This window comes from Burkholderia sp. BCC1985 (assembly GCF_905339915.1).
In the GTDB taxonomy this organism is placed as follows: Bacteria; Pseudomonadota; Gammaproteobacteria; order Burkholderiales; family Burkholderiaceae; genus Burkholderia.
Genome location: NZ_CAJPGY010000012.1, coordinates 63,254 through 80,784 on the forward strand (window position 1 = coordinate 63,254; position 17,531 = coordinate 80,784).

At 63.9% G+C, this 17,531-nt stretch carries 14 protein-coding genes; 2 read left to right on the forward strand and 12 right to left on the reverse strand.

Features of this window, described 5'->3' with window-relative positions; translation table 11 throughout:
- Window positions 1-22: 22 nt before the first annotated feature.
- Window positions 23-676 carry a DUF3592 domain-containing protein gene (locus tag U4Z31_RS14530; RefSeq protein WP_321810687.1) on the forward strand — a complete coding sequence of 218 codons (654 nt, stop codon included), beginning with the start codon at window positions 23-25 and terminating at the stop codon, window positions 674-676.
- Between the two features lie 332 nt (window positions 677-1,008).
- Here U4Z31_RS14530 and U4Z31_RS14535 read toward each other — a convergent pair whose 3' ends face one another.
- The 12 genes from U4Z31_RS14535 to U4Z31_RS14590 all read right to left on the reverse strand — a co-directional run bounded on the left by U4Z31_RS14535 (window position 1,009) and on the right by U4Z31_RS14590 (window position 16,464).
- The gene (locus tag U4Z31_RS14535) at window positions 1,009-1,470 is read right to left on the reverse strand and encodes a hypothetical protein (RefSeq protein WP_321810688.1); all 462 of its coding nucleotides are present in this window, start codon (window positions 1,468-1,470) and stop codon (window positions 1,009-1,011) included.
- Between the two features lie 12 nt (window positions 1,471-1,482).
- Window positions 1,483-2,925, reverse strand: coding sequence for a LysM domain-containing protein (locus tag U4Z31_RS14540; protein ID WP_321810689.1), 1,443 nt, complete (start codon window positions 2,923-2,925; stop codon window positions 1,483-1,485).
- On the reverse strand, window positions 2,922-5,714 hold the full coding sequence (locus tag U4Z31_RS14545; protein WP_321810690.1) for a type VI secretion system Vgr family protein: 2,793 nt from the start codon (window positions 5,712-5,714) through the stop codon (window positions 2,922-2,924). Before U4Z31_RS14545 ends, U4Z31_RS14540 begins: the two co-directional genes overlap by 4 nt.
- Window positions 5,715-5,781: 67 nt before the next feature.
- A complete protein-coding gene (gene tssA, locus U4Z31_RS14550; RefSeq protein ID WP_321810691.1) occupies window positions 5,782-6,903 on the reverse strand; it encodes a type VI secretion system protein TssA in 1,122 nt (373 codons plus the stop codon).
- A gap of 44 nt (window positions 6,904-6,947) precedes the next feature.
- On the reverse strand, window positions 6,948-9,617 hold the full coding sequence (gene tssH / locus U4Z31_RS14555; protein WP_321810692.1) for a type VI secretion system ATPase TssH: 2,670 nt from the start codon (window positions 9,615-9,617) through the stop codon (window positions 6,948-6,950).
- 40 nt (window positions 9,618-9,657) lie between these two features.
- Entirely contained in the window at window positions 9,658-10,758 is a 1,101-nt protein-coding gene (gene tssG, locus U4Z31_RS14560; protein WP_124667624.1) for a type VI secretion system baseplate subunit TssG, read from the reverse strand.
- Window positions 10,722-12,557 carry a type VI secretion system baseplate subunit TssF gene (gene tssF / locus U4Z31_RS14565; protein WP_321810693.1) on the reverse strand — a complete coding sequence of 612 codons (1,836 nt, stop codon included), beginning with the start codon at window positions 12,555-12,557 and terminating at the stop codon, window positions 10,722-10,724. The genes tssG and tssF overlap by 37 nt, the downstream gene beginning before the upstream one ends.
- 77 nt (window positions 12,558-12,634) lie before the next feature.
- On the reverse strand, window positions 12,635-13,120 hold the full coding sequence (tssE, locus tag U4Z31_RS14570; RefSeq protein WP_044845929.1) for a type VI secretion system baseplate subunit TssE: 486 nt from the start codon (window positions 13,118-13,120) through the stop codon (window positions 12,635-12,637).
- A 62-nt stretch (window positions 13,121-13,182) separates the two neighbouring features.
- Window positions 13,183-13,686, reverse strand: coding sequence for an Hcp family type VI secretion system effector (locus U4Z31_RS14575; RefSeq protein WP_006477093.1), 504 nt, complete (start codon window positions 13,684-13,686; stop codon window positions 13,183-13,185).
- Between the two features lie 70 nt (window positions 13,687-13,756).
- A complete protein-coding gene (gene tssC, locus U4Z31_RS14580; protein WP_006751237.1) occupies window positions 13,757-15,247 on the reverse strand; it encodes a type VI secretion system contractile sheath large subunit in 1,491 nt (496 codons plus the stop codon).
- Window positions 15,248-15,262: 15 nt separating this feature from the next.
- Complete coding sequence (gene tssB / locus U4Z31_RS14585) at window positions 15,263-15,778, reverse strand: type VI secretion system contractile sheath small subunit (RefSeq protein WP_321810694.1); 516 nt, start codon at window positions 15,776-15,778, stop codon at window positions 15,263-15,265.
- Window positions 15,779-15,822: 44 nt separating this feature from the next.
- A complete protein-coding gene (locus U4Z31_RS14590) occupies window positions 15,823-16,464 on the reverse strand; it encodes a tetratricopeptide repeat protein (protein ID WP_124522218.1) in 642 nt (213 codons plus the stop codon).
- A gap of 378 nt (window positions 16,465-16,842) precedes the next feature.
- Between U4Z31_RS14590 and tssJ the strand changes: the two genes are divergently transcribed.
- Window positions 16,843-17,454, forward strand: a complete 612-nt coding sequence (tssJ, locus tag U4Z31_RS14595) for a type VI secretion system lipoprotein TssJ (protein WP_044845932.1) — start codon at window positions 16,843-16,845, stop codon at window positions 17,452-17,454.
- Window positions 17,455-17,531: the final 77 nt, after the last annotated feature.

Sequence of the window (17,531 nt, forward strand, 5' to 3'; positions counted from 1 at the left end):
AGCGGCAGACTCGTCCCTCGGATTGCGCACGCCCAATCTGCTCGCGCATGGTCAACAAGCCGGTCACCTCACCGCCCCACTACTAAATCCAGCGATTCCAGTGAAATACGCAATCCGCTGCTTGTGGTCGGCCATTCTTCTGTTCGTTGGTGGGCTCTTCGTACTGGTGGGTATAGATGGCACGATCAATTCCGCCATCCTCGTTCGCGCTCGTGCGTGGCCTCACGTCCCCGCCATTGTCGAGCGATGCGAGTTGTCTCTGCGATACGGAAAATCCGATGCGACATGGGAGGCGCGCGCCCTGTTCCGCTATGGCGCGGGACAGGCGCAGCAGTACGATACGACGTGGCAGCCTGCCGGGTCGCCGGTGTATTCGCGTTCGGCCGCCGAGAACATCAGCCGCGAACAATTCGCCGCGTTCACGAAGAAGTATTGCAGCGCCGCAGCGAACGATGACCTGCGCGTTTCGCCGATGTTTCCGGGTATTGCGCGGCGCAACGAAGCGGTTGTGGGCGGGGAATGGGTACGAGAAATCGGATTCGGTCTGTTTGCTCTGGTCGCCGGGTTGATGCTGTCTGCGGCAAGCATTTCGCTGCTGCCGTGGATCGAGGATCGTAAAAAAAGCGCGGCGAAGCGGAAAGCGCGGCGTGCACGGAATCGCGTCAGTGGTTCGTGATGCGGATGTGCATGGCGGGTTCGGATCGCGCCTGGTCACGATCGTTCATGCGAGGCGCCGATCGCCGTTGTCGGTAGCTGAGGACCGGCCGTTCACTGATCGTGCGCGTGTTTAAGGTAATCCAAGCGTCTTCATTCGTTGCTCCGTCAATTCGGTCAAACACTGCGGATGCATTTCCCCAAAGCTGGTCTCGAACATGCTCGGATAGGGCACCATTCCGATCAGTGTTCCGGCTCCCTCTGACATGACGGGCGAAACGGCATCGAGCAGTCCGACGAGCTCCGCCTGGATCGACACGCCTTCAACCAGGCTGAACCCACGGACATGTCGGGTTATTTCCTTCTATTGTGAACTGCCACGAGCTTTCCGTTCGCGAAAGCAAACCACTTCCCCCCCACACTAAGCAGTACGCGGCCAGGCAGCCATCGGACATCGTCAATATCCAACTTGTCGCTAACCGACCAGACTGCGGCGGGTTTTTGGCGGAAATCGTACAGGGAGACAGCCGGTGGATCCGAAAAACCGCCGCTGAAGTCTTCGACGATCAACCGCGAGACGGCCTTATCCTGTTCTTTCGAATCCGGATAGTACACATAGCGTGAACCGTAAAGGTGATCGAATTGCTTGCCATCGAGCTCGACATTAAATGTAACGCCATCGCTTCCCGGTTGGACGATCTTTGATATCTGCAATGTGCCCGCAACGGTACGGATCGTATCGTGATCTCCCCCGGATGTCTGCGCCTTGACACTGATGCAACAGATCGCCATCAACATTACAACAAACGACTTCAACAAACTCGCCTCCTAAAAAGTGGGGTTCGTACCACCGACGACAGTCACAAGATCCAGCAGCGAACGAACATCTTCAAGTTTCGAAGGGTCACATGCGAAGTTCTTGAAGTTGACACCTGTGTCGATGAGATGGCTCAACCACAGGCGGTGAGCCTTGACATAGTTCCCACCGTTCTCTTCCGCACGCTTCGCTGCTGCCGCGCTTCCCACCTGCGCCGTCAAAAGCGTCTTGGCCCCGCGGGCAATGAGTCTGGGAGGATGGTGCGGCTTTGCTTCGGTGTACGTATCCTCCGCAGCAATTGTTCCGGCCAAGTACCGTTTTGCATCGCCTGCTCCTAAGTGGTGAGACAAGTACAGCATCTTCGCGCGCTCCCCATCATTCAATTTCGAGAAATCGTAGCCACCACCTTCGAGTGCCTTGAAATTCGACATACCGTAATCCACCGCCGCCATGATCGCCGCCTCGGCATTCATCCGCAACTCCAGAAGTTCGGCCTTGTGCTCAGGAACCACGCTGAATCGCCCGGCTGCGTCCTTCTTCACCCACCCGTTTGCTTCGGCCTTTTGGTTGATAAAAGTTCCAGGCCTGATCGCCTCGCCCAGCCATGTACCCGCGAGAAATTGCGTGAGCCCTCTCGCTGTCGACTTCGACGCTGCCGAATTGGGATCCCATTCGCCAGTGGAAACGCGCACCTTTTTCGTCTTTTCCTTACCTTTGACCTTGATTTTTTTTTCAACAACAACTGAAAGCTTCGCTGCCTCGATATTCACAACCGACGCGACGGCCTGCGGCTTGAAATTACTTTTCTTGCTCGCGGCAAGGATGTAGTCGCGAAACTTGCTGTTCGGCCCCAAACGCAGATTGTCCTTATTAGGACATTCGACACCTGCATTTACGACCGGATTTCCTGAACTGTCGCGATTGTGTTGCACCTCTCCTGGAGGCAGGGGCAACGGCGCCTTCTCTTGATGATCACTGCCACCTGTGTGGACACGCAGCGGGATCTGCGCCTTCAGCTTTGGGCTTTGTAACGTCGCCTGATGCACGCCTGCAGGCGGTTTAAGTTCAGCTACCTTCTTTCTCCCTCCATCCATCTTCGCCACATATACGTGAATCTTTTCGTCAGCCTTTCGCGTTCTCACGGGCGGCACGACCCCGTGTTCATCGGTAGCATGCTTGTGCCGACCTGCAGCTGTCACGATCGTCGTCTTCAGGTTTTGAATTGGCAAGCCTTTTGCGTCCGTGACGCGAATCCACAATTCGGCAAAGAACGCTTCGACAGGGTCCGCAGCGGGAGAGGAAAGGACAAGCTTTTGTCCTGGATAGATCAAGCGGGAGTTCTCGATCCGATTCAATTTGACGAGATCATCGACTGTCGTTCCGTGAGTGTGAGCAATGGCACTCAGGGTATCGCCGGGGCGGACGACATATTCGTTTTTAGTCTCCATTTTCATGCAACTCCAGCATCGCCTTCTTGTCCGAAATCTGTCATCGATTCGTCGTTTTCCCGATCGATATTGAAGTCGTATATTGCACCCCACTCGCCTTGACCGTAAAGCACTGTCAGATGTTCGGTCTCAGCAGGGTTAACTCTTCGCTCAGAACCCTCGTCAGCAGACACCCCCATGACGATACGCCGCGCCGCTTCCGGCGACACGGCGAACATCGAGTACTTTACTTGACTGACGGACTGACCATCGTCGATCGATCTGAACAAAACTCTCTGACTGAATTTTGTGGGCGACGATTGAGGCAAGTCGGGTAATGGATAACTTAAACGCGCCGGACCAGCAAAACTATGTTGGCTTCCCTTTACATCGACACGACCAGGTGCATGAATTTCGATATCTCCGCCAGCAATTCGGATATACGCACCCCCGGACGTTAACAAAATCTCCCGCGCCGCCGCGATTTCCGTGTTCTCGGTCGCAGAGAGAATTTTCACCGTCTTCTGCGCAGTGATTTCGATATTGTCCTCATGCGCCTGCACCTCGACCTTGCCTTTCCCGGCAAAGAGCTTCACGCCCGCGTTCTGCGCGAACAGGCTGAGCTTCTCCTTGACGCTCGCCACCAGCGATTTGCCGCTGACGAGATGCGTGCTCTGACCACTCACCACGTTCACGTGCCGGTCCGCAGCCAGGTGCGTACTTTGTTGCGACGCCACCCCAATCCCCGCCGGGCTCGCGAACAACATCACCGGCTCCTTGAACGCATTCGCATTCCCCGTCCCGCCGCCTGCAGTCCTGCCGCCGCCCGAAGCCGCCCCCGCCACGCTGCTCTGCGTCGCCTCGGCGAATTGCTTGAGCGCATCGCGACCGGTGCCGAGACTCTCCGCCTGATGCATCTCGCTGACCTGCGACATCGATTCGATCAGCCCCTCGGCATTGCCAAGCTGCTGCTTCGCCTCACTCACGTCGAGCGGCTGGCTGTTCGCCTGCTTCGGATGCGTCGTCACGTACAGGCCCTGCCCGGCCCGCATCGCACCGTACGCATCCGTGCGCAGGTCGAAGCCCGAGCCGAGATACGCACCGCGCGTGTTCCCGTTCTGCTCGATCAGATAGCCGAGGTGAAGCAACGAATTCGCGCTGCTGCTGAACAGGCGCGCGCGGTTCTGCCCGGTCGCGTCGTCGAGCACCATCTCGTTGTGCCCCCATCCTGCATACTCCTTCGACCGGAAGCCCGACAGGATCCCGTTGCTATGCCACTGCGGCCTGGTCGCACCGTTGTACACGCGATGCATGACGATCGGCCGGTCGCAGTCGCCGCCGATGTAGCCGATCAGCACTTCCTCGCCGACCCGCGGAATATGCACGCCGCCGTACCCGCCGCCGGTATCGGACTGCACGACACGCATCCAGCACGACGCGTTCTCGCGGCCTTCGCTCTGGCGGTCCCAGACGAACATGACCTTGATCCGGTTCAGCTCGTCCGTATAAACCTCTTCGCCCTTCGGCCCGACGACGATCGCCGTCTCGAGCTGCATCGCAGGCTTGCGATGCTCGAACGGGCTGCGGTACGGCACGCTCGCGCGCTGCGCTTCGACCTCGACGAGATAGAACCCGGCAGAGCCGTCGTCATGCCCGACTTCGAACGCCGCCGCTTCCCCGTGACCGGCCTTCACCTGCGCCAGCTGGTCCTGCAGGCTATGCGGAAAACTCGCTTCGTGGTCCGAAACCGGCAGATTGTTCTCGATGTACCGCGTGACGCCGATGGCCGCGAACTCGCGCTCGCTCGCCGAATCGCGGTCGTGCTCGGGATGACCGCTCAGCGTGAAGCGCCGGCCGGCATCGATGGCGCGCACGCCGCCCACGCCGAAGAAGCGCTTCGCGCGCGACTCCCATTCCTCGAGACGGATCTTCGACAGGTGTTCGCCGCGGTCCTGGCCCGGATACGTGTACGCGCCGGTGTATTCGTAGATTTCCGCCTGGCCCGGCAGGTCGCCCTGGCCGGCCTTGGTCGGCAGCAACGTGCCGTTCGGATTGCCCGCCGACGACGGCGCTTTGTAGTCGAACGTGCGCGTCGTGTGCAGCGTGCTTTGCAACGTCCGCGATGCGGTCCATTGCGTAAACCCGGCGGTTTCGGTGCCGCTGCCGGAACGATCGAACGTAACGACATTCGGCGACAGCGCATCGACCGCATGCACGTCGTCGGTGATGACGAGCGTATGCGCGTTCCCGTCTTCGCTGTACCGCCAGAACCCGAACAGCCCTTCGTCCTCCATCAGCCGGTGCACGAAGTTCCAGTCGGTTTCGCTCTGGCGACAGTACGACCGGGACGGCAACGGTTTCGACAACGCGAACTGGTATCGGCCCCTGGCCTGCGGATGCGTATCGAACACGTCGGAGAGAATCGCGTCGACCGGCTGGTCCTGCCAGTACCGCATGTCGCTGCGGAACTTGAGGAAATGCATCCACGACGCGAAGCGCAGCTGGTAACTCGACAGGCTGCCGTCGGCGCCGAGCCGTCGGGCCGTGTGGACATAGCCGTTGATCGGCAGATACGACTTGTCCGGCTGCTGGATCCACAGCGTGATCGGCTGCGCGATCAGCGTCTTGAGCTCGACGTCGCTCGCGGTGGACACCAGATCGAGCGCCACGCTGAAATCGCGGCCGAGCGCCGAACGGGTCACGGCGCGGCGCGGCACGAGCGCATTGTTCGGCAGCGACGGGATGTCCGTCTTCAGCAGCCGATCCTGCTGGATCAGGCCACCACGAATCGCCTGTGCCAGTTCGGTCACGTTCATGCGTCACCCTTCTTCTCGTTCATCGCGAGCCCGCCGGGCCCGCGCTCTCAGGTCAACAAGCGGCGGCTCACGACTGCTCGTCGGGCCTCACCCCCAGCAGCTCGCGGATGTGCGACAGCGACCCGTCGTCCTTCACGACGCTCTCGAGCCACTTGTGCAGCGGCATGTCGGCCCATTCGGCGGCCTTGTCCGCGAGATACGCGACCGGGCTGTGCGGCTCGGTCTGGCGGAAGTAGCGCGCGACCGCACGCAGCTGGTCGACGGCCTGCGCACGGTTCTGGATGCCGGCGATCATTTGCGTCACCGGCGGACGCGGAGCGGTCTGCGACTGCACATGGGTCTCCTCGGTGTGGAACGCGTCGCCGAAGCTCGGCTCGATGCGCTCGGGCTGCGCCTGCGGCGCCGACGGCGCATGCGGCGCGCTGCCCGTATAGCCCTGCTCGCGCGCGAAGCGCTCGACGAGCCGGTACACGGTCTCGAACGCGTCGCGCGTCTGCCGGAAGCTCGGCGCCGAATCGCCGGCGCGTTCGACGAGCCGCTCCTCGAACGCGTCGAGCGCGATTTCGAACGCCTTCAGGTTCGCGAGCAGCGTCGTGTAGAACGCGATCGACGTCACGCGCCGCGACGCATCGACCTGCTCGACCGACGGCTTGCCGCGCGCGATGTCGTCCGCGTGTTCCGGATCGCGCTTCACGGCCTGCGCCACATGCTGCGCGACTTCCCAGTCGAGCGTGGTGAACGCGTTCGATGCGCCGTCCGTCACTGGAATGCCGCGCAGCAGCTCGGCCGTGCGGCCGGACAGCCACGCGACGTTGCCGAGCCGGTATTCGACGTCGTCGCCTTCCGGCAGCGGATGCACGGTGTCCCAGTAGTCGCGGCACAGGCCTTCCAGCAGCGCATAGCCTTCGGTGAGGCCGGTGATGCCGTCCTCCAGCGCGAGCGCCTCGGTCAGCCATACGGCGAGCCGCAGGTCCTTGGTGCGCGTGCGCAGCAGCGCGCCCGCGTGATCGACGACGAAGCCCCAGTCGGCCTCCTTGATCTCGGTCACCCACTCGCCCTGGTCGAGCGTCGGATCGTCGTAGCGCCGCGCGTCCTGGATCGCGTCGAATTCGTTCGAGAACAGCAGGTCGTCGCCGCTGGGCGACGCATCGCTGATCGGCGTCAGCAGCTCGGGGAGATTGATCGGCATGGTTCAGTGAATCCGTTGATGCATGAGATGTCGCGTGCGGAGGCTCATTCGACCGTATAGGCGAATTCGCCGGCCTCGTCCGCGCGCACGGCGATGCGCGCGATGGCCGCGCCGTCGGCGATCCGGCCGAGCACGTGGCCCGCGATCTCCGGCAGCAGCGTGCCGTTCAAAATGTGGTCGACGTTGCGGGCACCCGAATCGACCTCGGTGCAGCGCGCGAGCACCGCGTCGACGAGCGATTCGTCCCACTCGAACGCGGCCTTGTGGTTCGCTTCGATGCGGCGACGGATCCGTTCGAGCCTCAGCTCGATGATCTCGGCCAGCACGTCGTCGGAAATCGGGTAGTACGGCACGACCTTCATCCGGCCGAGGAACGCGGGCTTGAACGTCTTGTACAGCTGCGGGCGCAGCGCCTCGGCGAGCGCGTCCGGATCGGGCAGCTCGTCGGCCGGCTTGTTCAGGCACGCCTGCATCACCGCGGCCGATCCGACGTTCGACGTCAGGATGATCAGCGTATTGCGGAAGTCGATCTCGCGCCCTTCGGCGTCGTCCATCGTGCCCTTGTCGAACACCTGGAAGAACATCTCGAGCACGTCCGGATGCGCCTTCTCGACCTCATCGAGCAGCACGACGGAATACGGGTTGCGGCGCACGGCCTCGGTCAGCACGCCGCCCTCGCCGTAGCCGACGTAGCCCGGCGGCGAGCCCTTCAGGCCCGACACGCTGTGCGCTTCCTGGTACTCGCTCATGTTGATCGTGACCATCTTGCGCTCGCCGCCGTACAGGATGTCGGCCAGCGCGAGCGCCGTCTCGGTCTTGCCGACGCCCGACGGCCCGACGAACATGAACACACCGCGCGGCTTGTTCGGATCCTCGAGGTTCGCGGTCGCCGTGCGCACGCGCTGCGCGATCGCATCGAGCGCATGGTCCTGGCCGATCACGCGCGCGGTCAGCAGCGGCTGCAGGTTCAGCACGGTGTCGATCTCGTCCTTCACCATCCGGCCGAGCGGAATGCCCGTCCACGCGGCGACGATCTCGGCGACGACGTGGCCGTCGACCTGCAGCGGCACCATCGGCTCGCCGCCCTGCAGCGCGTGCAGCGCCGCGACGCGTTCGGCCAGCTTCTCGCGCGTGGCCGGCACGTCGACCGGCTCGCCGTCTTCCGACGGACCGCGCGCCCGGTCGAGCGTGTCACGCAGTTCGGTGATCTCGACGACGATCGCGCGCTCGGCTTCATAGCGCGCTTCGTCCTCGGTCAATTGTGCGAGCGCCGTGTCGCGCGCGCCGCGCAGCTCGCCCAGGCGCTCGTCGTGCGCGGCGCCGCCCGCCGCTTCGCGCTCCAGCGACGCGATTTCCGCATCGATGCGCTCGATGCGCTTCTTCGTGTCGTCGATCGCTGCGGGCGTCGCGCTGTGCGCGAGCGCGACCTTCGCGCACGCGGTGTCGAGCACGCTGATCGCCTTGTCCGGCAGCTGGCGGCCACTGATGTAGCGATGCGACAGGCGCACGGCCTCGGTGATCGCGTCGTCGAGGATCCGCACGTTGAAGTGCTTCTCCATCAACCCGGACATCCCGCGCAGCATCGCGGCCGCGAGCGGCTCGCTCGGCTCCTCGACCTTCACGACCTGGAAGCGCCGCGCGAGCGCCGCATCCTTCTCGAAGTACTTCTTGTATTCGCTCCAGGTCGTCGCGGCGATCGTGCGCAGCTCGCCGCGCGCGAGCGCCGGTTTCAGCAGGTTCGCCGCGTCGTTCTGGCCGGCCTGGCCGCCCGCGCCGATGATCGTGTGTGCCTCGTCGATGAACAGGATGATCGGGTGCGCGCTCTTCTTCACCTCGTCGATCACGCTCTTCAGGCGGTTCTCGAACTCGCCCTTCACGCTCGCGCCGGCCTGCAGCAGGCCCATGTCCAGCACGTGCAGCGCGACGCCGCGCAGCGGCGGCGGCACGTCGTCGGCCGCGATCCGCAGCGCGAGACCCTCGACGACCGCCGTTTTGCCGACGCCGGCCTCGCCGGTCATGATCGGGTTGTTCTGGCGGCGGCGCATCAGGATGTCGATCGCCTGGCGAATCTCGGCTTCGCGGCCGATCACCGGGTCGATCTTGCCGTCACGCGCGCGCTGCGTGAGGTTGGTCGTGTACGTGTCGAGCGCGGGCGTCTTCGACGGGCCGGCCGCGGGCGCGGCGCCGTCGGGGGCCGGCGCGACGTCGCTGCCTTCCGCATCCGCCTGGCGCGGCTCGGCTTCGCTCGAACCGGCCATGATCTCGTCGAACTTGTGCTTCAGGTCCGTCACGTTCATTTCCGCGAACTGCGACGACATGCGCTGCGCGAACTGCGCGAGATCGGGCGCGGTCAGCAGCGCGAGCAGCAGATGCCCCGAACGGATGCGGCCGAGCTGCGAATCGAGCGACGCGATCAACCAGGCCTGTTCGAACAGCGCGATCAGGTGCACGGAAAACACCGGCGTGCGCGTGTTGCCCGTCTTCAGGCGCGTGAGTTCGCGCTCGAGATCGGCGCGCAGCGCATGCGGATCGACGCGGCTCGCACGCAACGCGAGCGGCAGGTCGCCCGTCGCCTGGTCGAGCAGCGCGAGAAACAGATGCTCCAGATCGACCTCGTAATGGCCGCGCGCCAGGCACGCGCTCGCCGCGCGCTCGGTCGCGTGCCGGCACAGCGGGTTCAGTTTCGTGATCAGGGTCTTCAGAGGCGTGCTCATGGCGTCGATCTCAGGTTCGATTGTTTGTTGTCGTTCGGAATCAGTGAATCACGTGCAGTTCATAGCGGGCGTCCGAGCGGTCGTCGGCTGCGTCGCGGGTGCAGAGGAACGCGTCCCAGCCGAGCCGCGAGCCCGCGCCGAGCACGCTCGCGCCGACCTCGGTGCGTTTCAGCACGAGCTTCACCTCGTATTCGAGCGTGACGCCGGCGAGCAACGTCAGCATGCGTTCGAGCGCAACGGCCTGCGCGCCGCCGGGCAGGAACGCCTCGTAGTCGCGCTTGGACAGCGGGCCGACGACGATCCGCGCGCGCATGTCGCGCTGCCATACGCGTTCGCCGACGAGCGCCGTCGCGCCGAGCACCGCGTTGACCTCGCCGAGCACGCTCAGCTGGTCGGGCGGCACGTCGTACCACTTGCCGACGAACTGGTCGATCTTCACCGGCACGCGGAAGTAATCGGACAGCGTGCGCTGCAGGTAGGCGGCCGACATCGGCCGGTGCCGCGCGGCGAGCGCGTAGCCGGCGACGGCCTCGTCGAGCACGCCGCCCGCGCCGGCCGCGAGGCTGTCGCGCACCTCGTCGCTCGGCACGCCGGCGATCGCGAGCAGGAGCGGCAGGTAGCGCTCGTCGCGGTCGAGTTCGTAATGGAACGGCAGCCGGTATTTCTTCCACGCCGCGTAGAACAGCGCGGTCGCGCGGTTCGAGAACACGTCGAAGAAGGCGCGCGCCGCGTGGTCGCGCTTCAGGTGCTCGCGCGCGACGATCTGCTCGGTGTAGTGCAGCGGCAGCGCGCCCTGCCCGCCGAGCAGCCCGAAGAATGCGGGTGTCAGTTCGACATGACCGAGCTCGCCGGCCGCGAGCGCGGCGCCGCGATCCTCGCCCGAGTCGAGCAGCGTGCCGTCGTCGTCGAACGAGCGGGCGCCTTCGATCTCGCTCGGCGGAAAGCCGAGCGACAGCGTGTTGCGGAATTCGATGCGCTGCGCGACGACGTCGCCCTGCCGCCACGCGCCGGGGGCATCGGACGCCTGCCGCGCGAACAGCCCTTCGAGCACGCGCACCGCCTGGAAGAACTCGAAGCGGTGCGGCTCGTCGAGCAGCGCGTCGACTACGCCAGGATCGATTCGCCGGTGCGGGGCTTGCATCGAATGATCTCCTCGCCGGTGCGCTTCGACACCACGACTAGTTGAACGAAACTGTTGAGATGAACGTACAGCCCGAAGAAGCTGTCGAGCACGCGCACGAACGACGCGAGGCTCGCGCCGACGAAGTGCTCCTCGTCGATCGTCAGGCGGATCTCGATGCCGCGCACGAAGGTCGCGAACGGCTTGCCGGGCAGCCACTGCACGGCGCCGCGCTGCTCGACGCCGGCGAGGCCGTCGATCTGGCGCATCGACACGGCGGTGCGCCGCAGGTCGTACAGCGTCAGCATTTCCTTGAGCGGCGCGAGCCCGTGCGCGACCAGCGACACGTGGTTCAGCGCGAGATGCGACACGAGCCGCCAGTGCGCGGCGCGGCCGCGCTCGAAGCGCACGCTCTGCGTCGGGCGCCGCAGCATCGAGATGCCGCTCGTCTGCGCGCCGCCTTCCTGGAACAGGTCGCCGCCTTCGAGGCCGAAGGCGAGCATCGCCGGCAGGTCGCGGTTCGTGCAGGTGAGGTCGAGGCTCAGCGTGTCGGTCTGCGGCGAGGTCGGCTCGAAGTCGATGTCGACGATCGAGATCTCGGTTTCGTAGCCGGGGCTTTTCTGCGCGACCCAGTCGTTGCGGCGCGCGAACCAGTAGTGACCGATCCGCGCCGATTCGCCGTGATGCAGCGAATAGAACGGCCGGAACTCGATCACCGATTCTTCATGCGCCTGCTGCCGGACGAGCTTCACCGAATCGATCGAGTACACCTCGTACGCGAACGCGCGGCGCGCTTCGGCGATTACCGGGTACGACACCGCGCGGTGCGTGATGCGGATCGGCTCGCCGTGCTGGCGGAACAGGTTGACGATCGGCGTGCAGAACAGCCGGAAATGGCTGGCCGTCAGCAACTCGAGCAGCCGCGCGACGTGCGAATCGCTGCGCACGTCCTGCAGCACCAGATGCAGCGTCGCGCGCTGGCATCGGCCCGACGCGCGCGCGATCGCCGCAAGATCGAAATCGACGAAATCGAACTTGTCGGGGAACGCTAAGTATTCGGTGAGCAGGCGATACGCAGGGTGCGACTTCGCCGGGTAGTCGATCAGCGCGTCGTCCTCGTCGAAGCCGGCGTGCGCGATCGGCAGCTTGCGCAGCGCGGTCCAGCGGCCGTTGCGCTCGGGCTCGACGTACGCGCCGAGCACGTTGACGAACAGGCAGTCGGTCAGCGCGGCGACGAACGACTGCTCGCCGTGCAGGTGCGCGCGCAGCGTCGGCAGCTTCAGCGCGCCGAGATCGAGCTGCGCGGCGAGCGATTCGAACGTGATCGAGATCACGCCCGTCGCGTTGGACGGCAGCACCGTCGCGCTCGGTGCGAGCGCGACCGGCGTGTAGCGCGCCTCCGAGATGCGGATCGGCGCGAGCGTCACGTCGTACGCGGTGCGGAACCGGCACTGCACGCCGCGGATCGGGCGGCTCTTCAGCTCGGTGCCGCGGTCGATCACGACCGGTTCGGTCTGCTGGCCGGGCGACGCCGGCGTGAACTGCGCGATCGAGCACGACGGGAACGGCCGCAGGTAGTGCGGATACAGCACTTCCAGCAGCGCTTCGGTGAATTCCGGGTAGTCGTCGTCGAGCTTCTTGTTGATGCGCGCGCCGAGCAGCGCGAACGACTCGATCATCCGCTCGACGTGCGGATCCTCGCAGTGCTCGCCCGACAACGCGAGCCGCGCGGCGATCTTCGGATAGCGCTCGGCGAAATCTCGCGAATAGCGCCGCAAAAACGATAATTCGCGCTCGTAATACGGCAGCAATTCTTCCATCGACGACCCCGAACCTCAATATTTCCTGCCGGACCCTGATCCACCACCGGGCGGTCCGGCCCGCTCGGCAGCTCGATTCACAGCATTCTGGCCGCGCGTGCGCGCGTGACCGAATACTGCAGCGTCGACGGCTGCAGCATCGCATCGAAACTCACCGGCTCCTCGGCCGGGTGCACGACGAGCAGCGCCTGGATCGCGAAGTAAAGCGCGTTGGTCGATTGCTCGTTCAGCTCGAACGTCACCTGCACCTGCTGCAGCCGCGGCTCGTGGCGCGCGATGGCCTGCTGGATCGACTTGCAGATGAACGCGCGGTCGTAGTGACTCGCGAGGCTCAGCCCCGCGAAATCGTTCAGCCCGTAGGTCAGCACCGACTTCTGGCACTCCGGCAGCGCGGCCAGCTCGATTTCGGTGTGCGCGATACGGGTGTTGAGAATCGCCTCGACGTCGCGGGCGACCGTGTTCTTGAGCTCGTCCAGCGACAATTGCCGCATCGCGGCCGAGGCCGGCAGATGCGGTTCGTCGTCGAACAGCTTGTCGAGAAAACTGGGTTCGAATCTTTTCATCGGCCGGCGTGCACAGCGAAAACGGCAACGGGACGCCGAGCGCCCCGTTGCCGCAACCGACCTTAGACCGCGTAGGTCTTGTCGTTCTTCGTCAGGCTCCAGGCGCCTTGCGTGTTGCCGCCCTGGTTGCCGCCGATCTTCTGCTGGGTCTGCTTCCACTGCACGGCCGCGTACTTCAGCGAGAACGTCTCGAGCGGCAGACCTTCTTCGCGAACGCTCGGTGCGATGCTCGAGATGATCACGTACTTGAGCTTCACTTCCAGATACTGCACGCGCTTGCCTTCACCGTCCGCGCGCGAGAAATGGACCGTCACTTCGTCGAACGTGGTGCCGCCCGATGCGTGCTGATACAGCAGCGGGCTCGACGAATCGATTTCCTTCGTGAAAATCATGTCGCCGTGCTCGCAGCGCGTCATCGTGTGACCGCCTGCGGTCGATGCCGTTGCCGAACGCGGCTGAACGATCGAGTGATCCCACGATTTCAGCTCGATCCAGCCTTGATGGTCCTTGTCCGCGGATTCACCCTTCACCGCCGGACTACCAAACTGCAAGTGCATATGTAACATGGCCCTTCGACTCCCCAAAGAGGTGGTTTTAACGTCCTACCCAGGCGGCCCGCCCGGGCGATTTACTCGCTTATGAATTTGCCGGTTTGGGCAGATCAGCGACAAGTCGCAGAGAAATCGAGAGTTCGTCGAGCTGAAAGTGCGGACGCAGGAACGCGACCGAACGATACGAGCCCGGCTTGCCCGGAATCTCCGACACTTGTATGGATGCCTCGCGCAGCGGAAATTGCGCCTTCTGTTCCTGCGATGCGTTGTCGTCGAGCAGGACGTACTGCGAAATCCACCGGTTGAGGAAAGTCTCCACGTTCTGCGCCGATGCGAAGCTGCCGATCTTGTCCCGCATCATCGCCTTCAGGTAGTGCGCGACGCGCGATACCGAGAAGATGTACTGAAGCTGGGCGGACAGGACGGCGTTCGCATTCGCGCTGTCGGTGCTGTATTTTTTCGGTTTCTGCACCGATTGCGCGGCGAAGAACGCAGCGTAATCCGAGTTCTTGCAATGCACGAGCGGGATAAAGCCGAGGTCGCTCAGCTCCTTCTCGCGGCGATCGGTGATCGCGATTTCGGTCGGGCACTTCAGCGCGACTTCACCGTCGTCGGTCTTGAACGTGTGGGTCGGCAGGTCCTCGACGAGGCCGCCGCCCTCGACGCCGCGGATCGCCGCGCACCAGCCGAAGTCGTCGAACGCGGCCGTCAGGCGTGCCGCGAACGCCCACGCCGCGTTGCACCACAGGTACTTGTCGTGCTCGGTGCCGTCGACGTCCTCGACGAAGTTGAAGTTCTCCGCCGTCTGGCCGTCCTTCGGATTGAACGGCAGGCGGCCGAGGAAGCGCGGCAGCGTGAGGCCGACGTAGCGCGAGTCTTCCGAATCGCGGAACGACTTCCACTTCGCGTATTCGACCGTGTCGAACACCTTGCCGAGATCGCGCGGCTTGCCGAGGTCGGAGAACGACTCGAGGCCGAGCAGCTCGGGCGACGCCGACGCGATGAACGGCGCGTGCGCGGCCGCCGCGACGTGCGACATCTGCTCGATGAAGTACATGTCTTCCGGCTGGCGCGAGATCTCGTAATCGCCGATCAGCGCACCGAACGGCGAGCCGCCGAACGTGCCGAACTCTTCTTCGTAGACCTTCTTGAACAGCGCGCTCTGGTCGAACTCGCTCGCGCCCTTGAAGTCGCGCACGAGGTCGCGCTTCGGTGCGTGCAGCGCCTTGATCTTGATCGTCTGGCCGGTGTTGCTTTCCTTGACCAGGTAATCCATCCCGCGCCACGTGCTTTCGAGGCGCTGGAATTCCGGCGCGTGCATCACCGCGGACAGCTGCGTGGAGATCAGGCGATCGAGTTCCGCGACGCGCGCGTCGATCGTCGCCGACAGGTTGTCCGACACGATCACCGTGCCGTCGAGCACCTGGTGCACGAGTTCGCCGATCAGGTCCTTCGCACGTGCATGCTCGGAATCGGATTTCGCGACCTTGCTCTTCTCGACGATGTCGTCGAGCAGCGAAGTCCCGGCGGCGTATTCCGCGCCGCTCGCTTGGGCCGCAGCCGTTTGCTGGTTCATCTCAACACTCCGTCGTCATTCGCCGTCTTTGTCGCCGCCGGTGCCCTTCGCGAGCTCCTGCAGCTGCTGCGTGTTCTTCAGCACTTCGGACAGCAGGTCCTCGAGCTTGTCGTTGCCGGCGAGCTTGTTGCGCAGGTCGGCGAGCTTCGAGCGCGCCTCGAGCAGGCGGCGCAGCGGGTCGACCTGTTCGACGACTTCGTCCGGGCTGAAATCCGACAGCGAACGGAACTTCAGGTCGACCGCGAACTTGCCGCCTTCCGGGCTCAGGCGGTTTTCCACCTGGAACGCGGCACGCGGCTCGATCGCCTTCATCACGTCGTCGAAGTTGTCACGGTCGATGTTGACGAACTTGCGGTCGCGCAGCTTCGGCTGCTCGACTTCCGACTGGCCCGCCAGATCGCCGACGACCCCGACGACGAACGGCAGTTCCTTTACCTCGATCGCGTCGCCCTTCTCGACCTCGTAGGTCAGCTGGACGCGCGGCGGCCGTATTTTCTGCAAGCTTTTCTGAATGCTTTCTTTCTTGGCCATCTCGACGGCTCCCAGGTTAGTTGTGGTTATCGCGTCAGTTGCGGTCAGTTGCGCAGTGCGCTGAACGGATCGGCGCCGCCCTTCTGCGGCGCGGTGTTGCCCGACGCCGTCGGCGTGGTGGCAGCACCGGCGGCGACCTCGGTTGCAGCGCCGGCGCCGGCCTTCGGACGGTGAATCTGGCGACGCACGACCTTGCGCGTTTGCGCCTTCTGCTCCGGCGGGAACAGCGCCGATTCGCCGAGCGTGTCGCGCAGCTGCTTCGCGAGCGCCTGCGCGTCCGACTTCGCATCGCCCGCGAGCGACGAATCCTGGCGCAGTTCGCCGAGCGACTGCGTCGCGATCCGCAGCCCCGCGACCGCGAGCACGCTCTTCGCCTGACGGTCGGTCGCGTCGCGCTGCAGTGCTTCCTGCGCGGCGACGATCGCCTGGCCGTAGTGGTTCTGGGCAAACTGGATCTGCGCGATGCGCGACCACGGCTCCTCGCGCGTCGGATCCGACTTCGCGAGCTGCTGGTACAGGCCGAGCGCCTTGTCCTGGTCACCCGATTTCGCGACGGCGTCCGCATCGGCCAGCGACTTGTTGAACACCTCGGCAGACGGCGGCGCCGGCGGCTGGCTCGCACAACCGGCGATCACGCCGCAAGCCAGCACTACCCCAGAAAGTTTTGCGAAGAGACGGTCTTTCATCGTTATATCCACCGGCGCGTGAGTATTAAAATCGTTGAGAATCTGGTTCTTTTGCTTTGCAAGAAGCGCGCGGGTATAGTACCGATCAATTTTTCATAATTCAATCGCTGCGTGCAGAGTAATTCCTTTTAAAATCGTGCGCTACCCCCTCGAAACGCCTCTGGCAGCGGCTCGCCGACGGCTTTCGCATCGACCGGAATGCGCAAGTTTTACTTGGCCTGCAACGCTTTGCGCGAACGACGGAAAAAATTTCCGAAGGCACGCTGCCGTGCGCGTGTGCTTAATAGTTGAACGGCCGATACGCCGGGGATTCGCGGCGAACGCGGAAATACCCGGCAGTTTTGACAGGGGAGTTAAAGGCGGCACGCCGGAAACACGATGAGATCGTCCATGATTCGCTATGCGCTGCCGCTGATTGCCTGCGCGCTCCTGGCCGGATGCGCGGCCGCCCCGCTGCTCGGCTCCGCCGCGAGCGCCGTCATGCAGGCCGCCGGCGTCGGCAAGCCCGACGTGCCGGATGCCCAGAAACCGCCGCGCAACATCGGGCTCACGCTCGCCGCCGCGCCGAACCTCAATGCCGCGAACGATCACAAGCCGCTCGCGTTAGTGGTCAGGCTCTACGCGCTGAAGGATCCGACTTCGTTCCAGCAAGCGCCGTTCGATGCATTCACCGATCCGACCAAGGAAAAGGCCGCGCTGGGCGCCGATCTGCTGAACGTGCGTGAAATCACGCTGATTCCGGGCCAGCGCTATACGGCAACCGAAAAGCTGTCGCGCGAAGCGCAGGCATTCGGCATCGTCGCGCTGTTCCGCGATCCCGCAATCCAGCGATGGAAACTGACGTTCGACCCGGCAAAGTCGGAGAAATCCGGCATAATCATCGGCCTGCATAATTGCGCGATGACGGTCACCGACGGCTCTGTCATCGCACCGCAACAGGGTGCGCCTTCGCAACCGCTGAATTTGCTTTCGTCGGTGACCTGCGGTTAAACATGACGCACGAATGTCATTTAACAAGAGTTAACAAAATGGCGATTAATTCGGGCACGAACAAATCGATTACATCG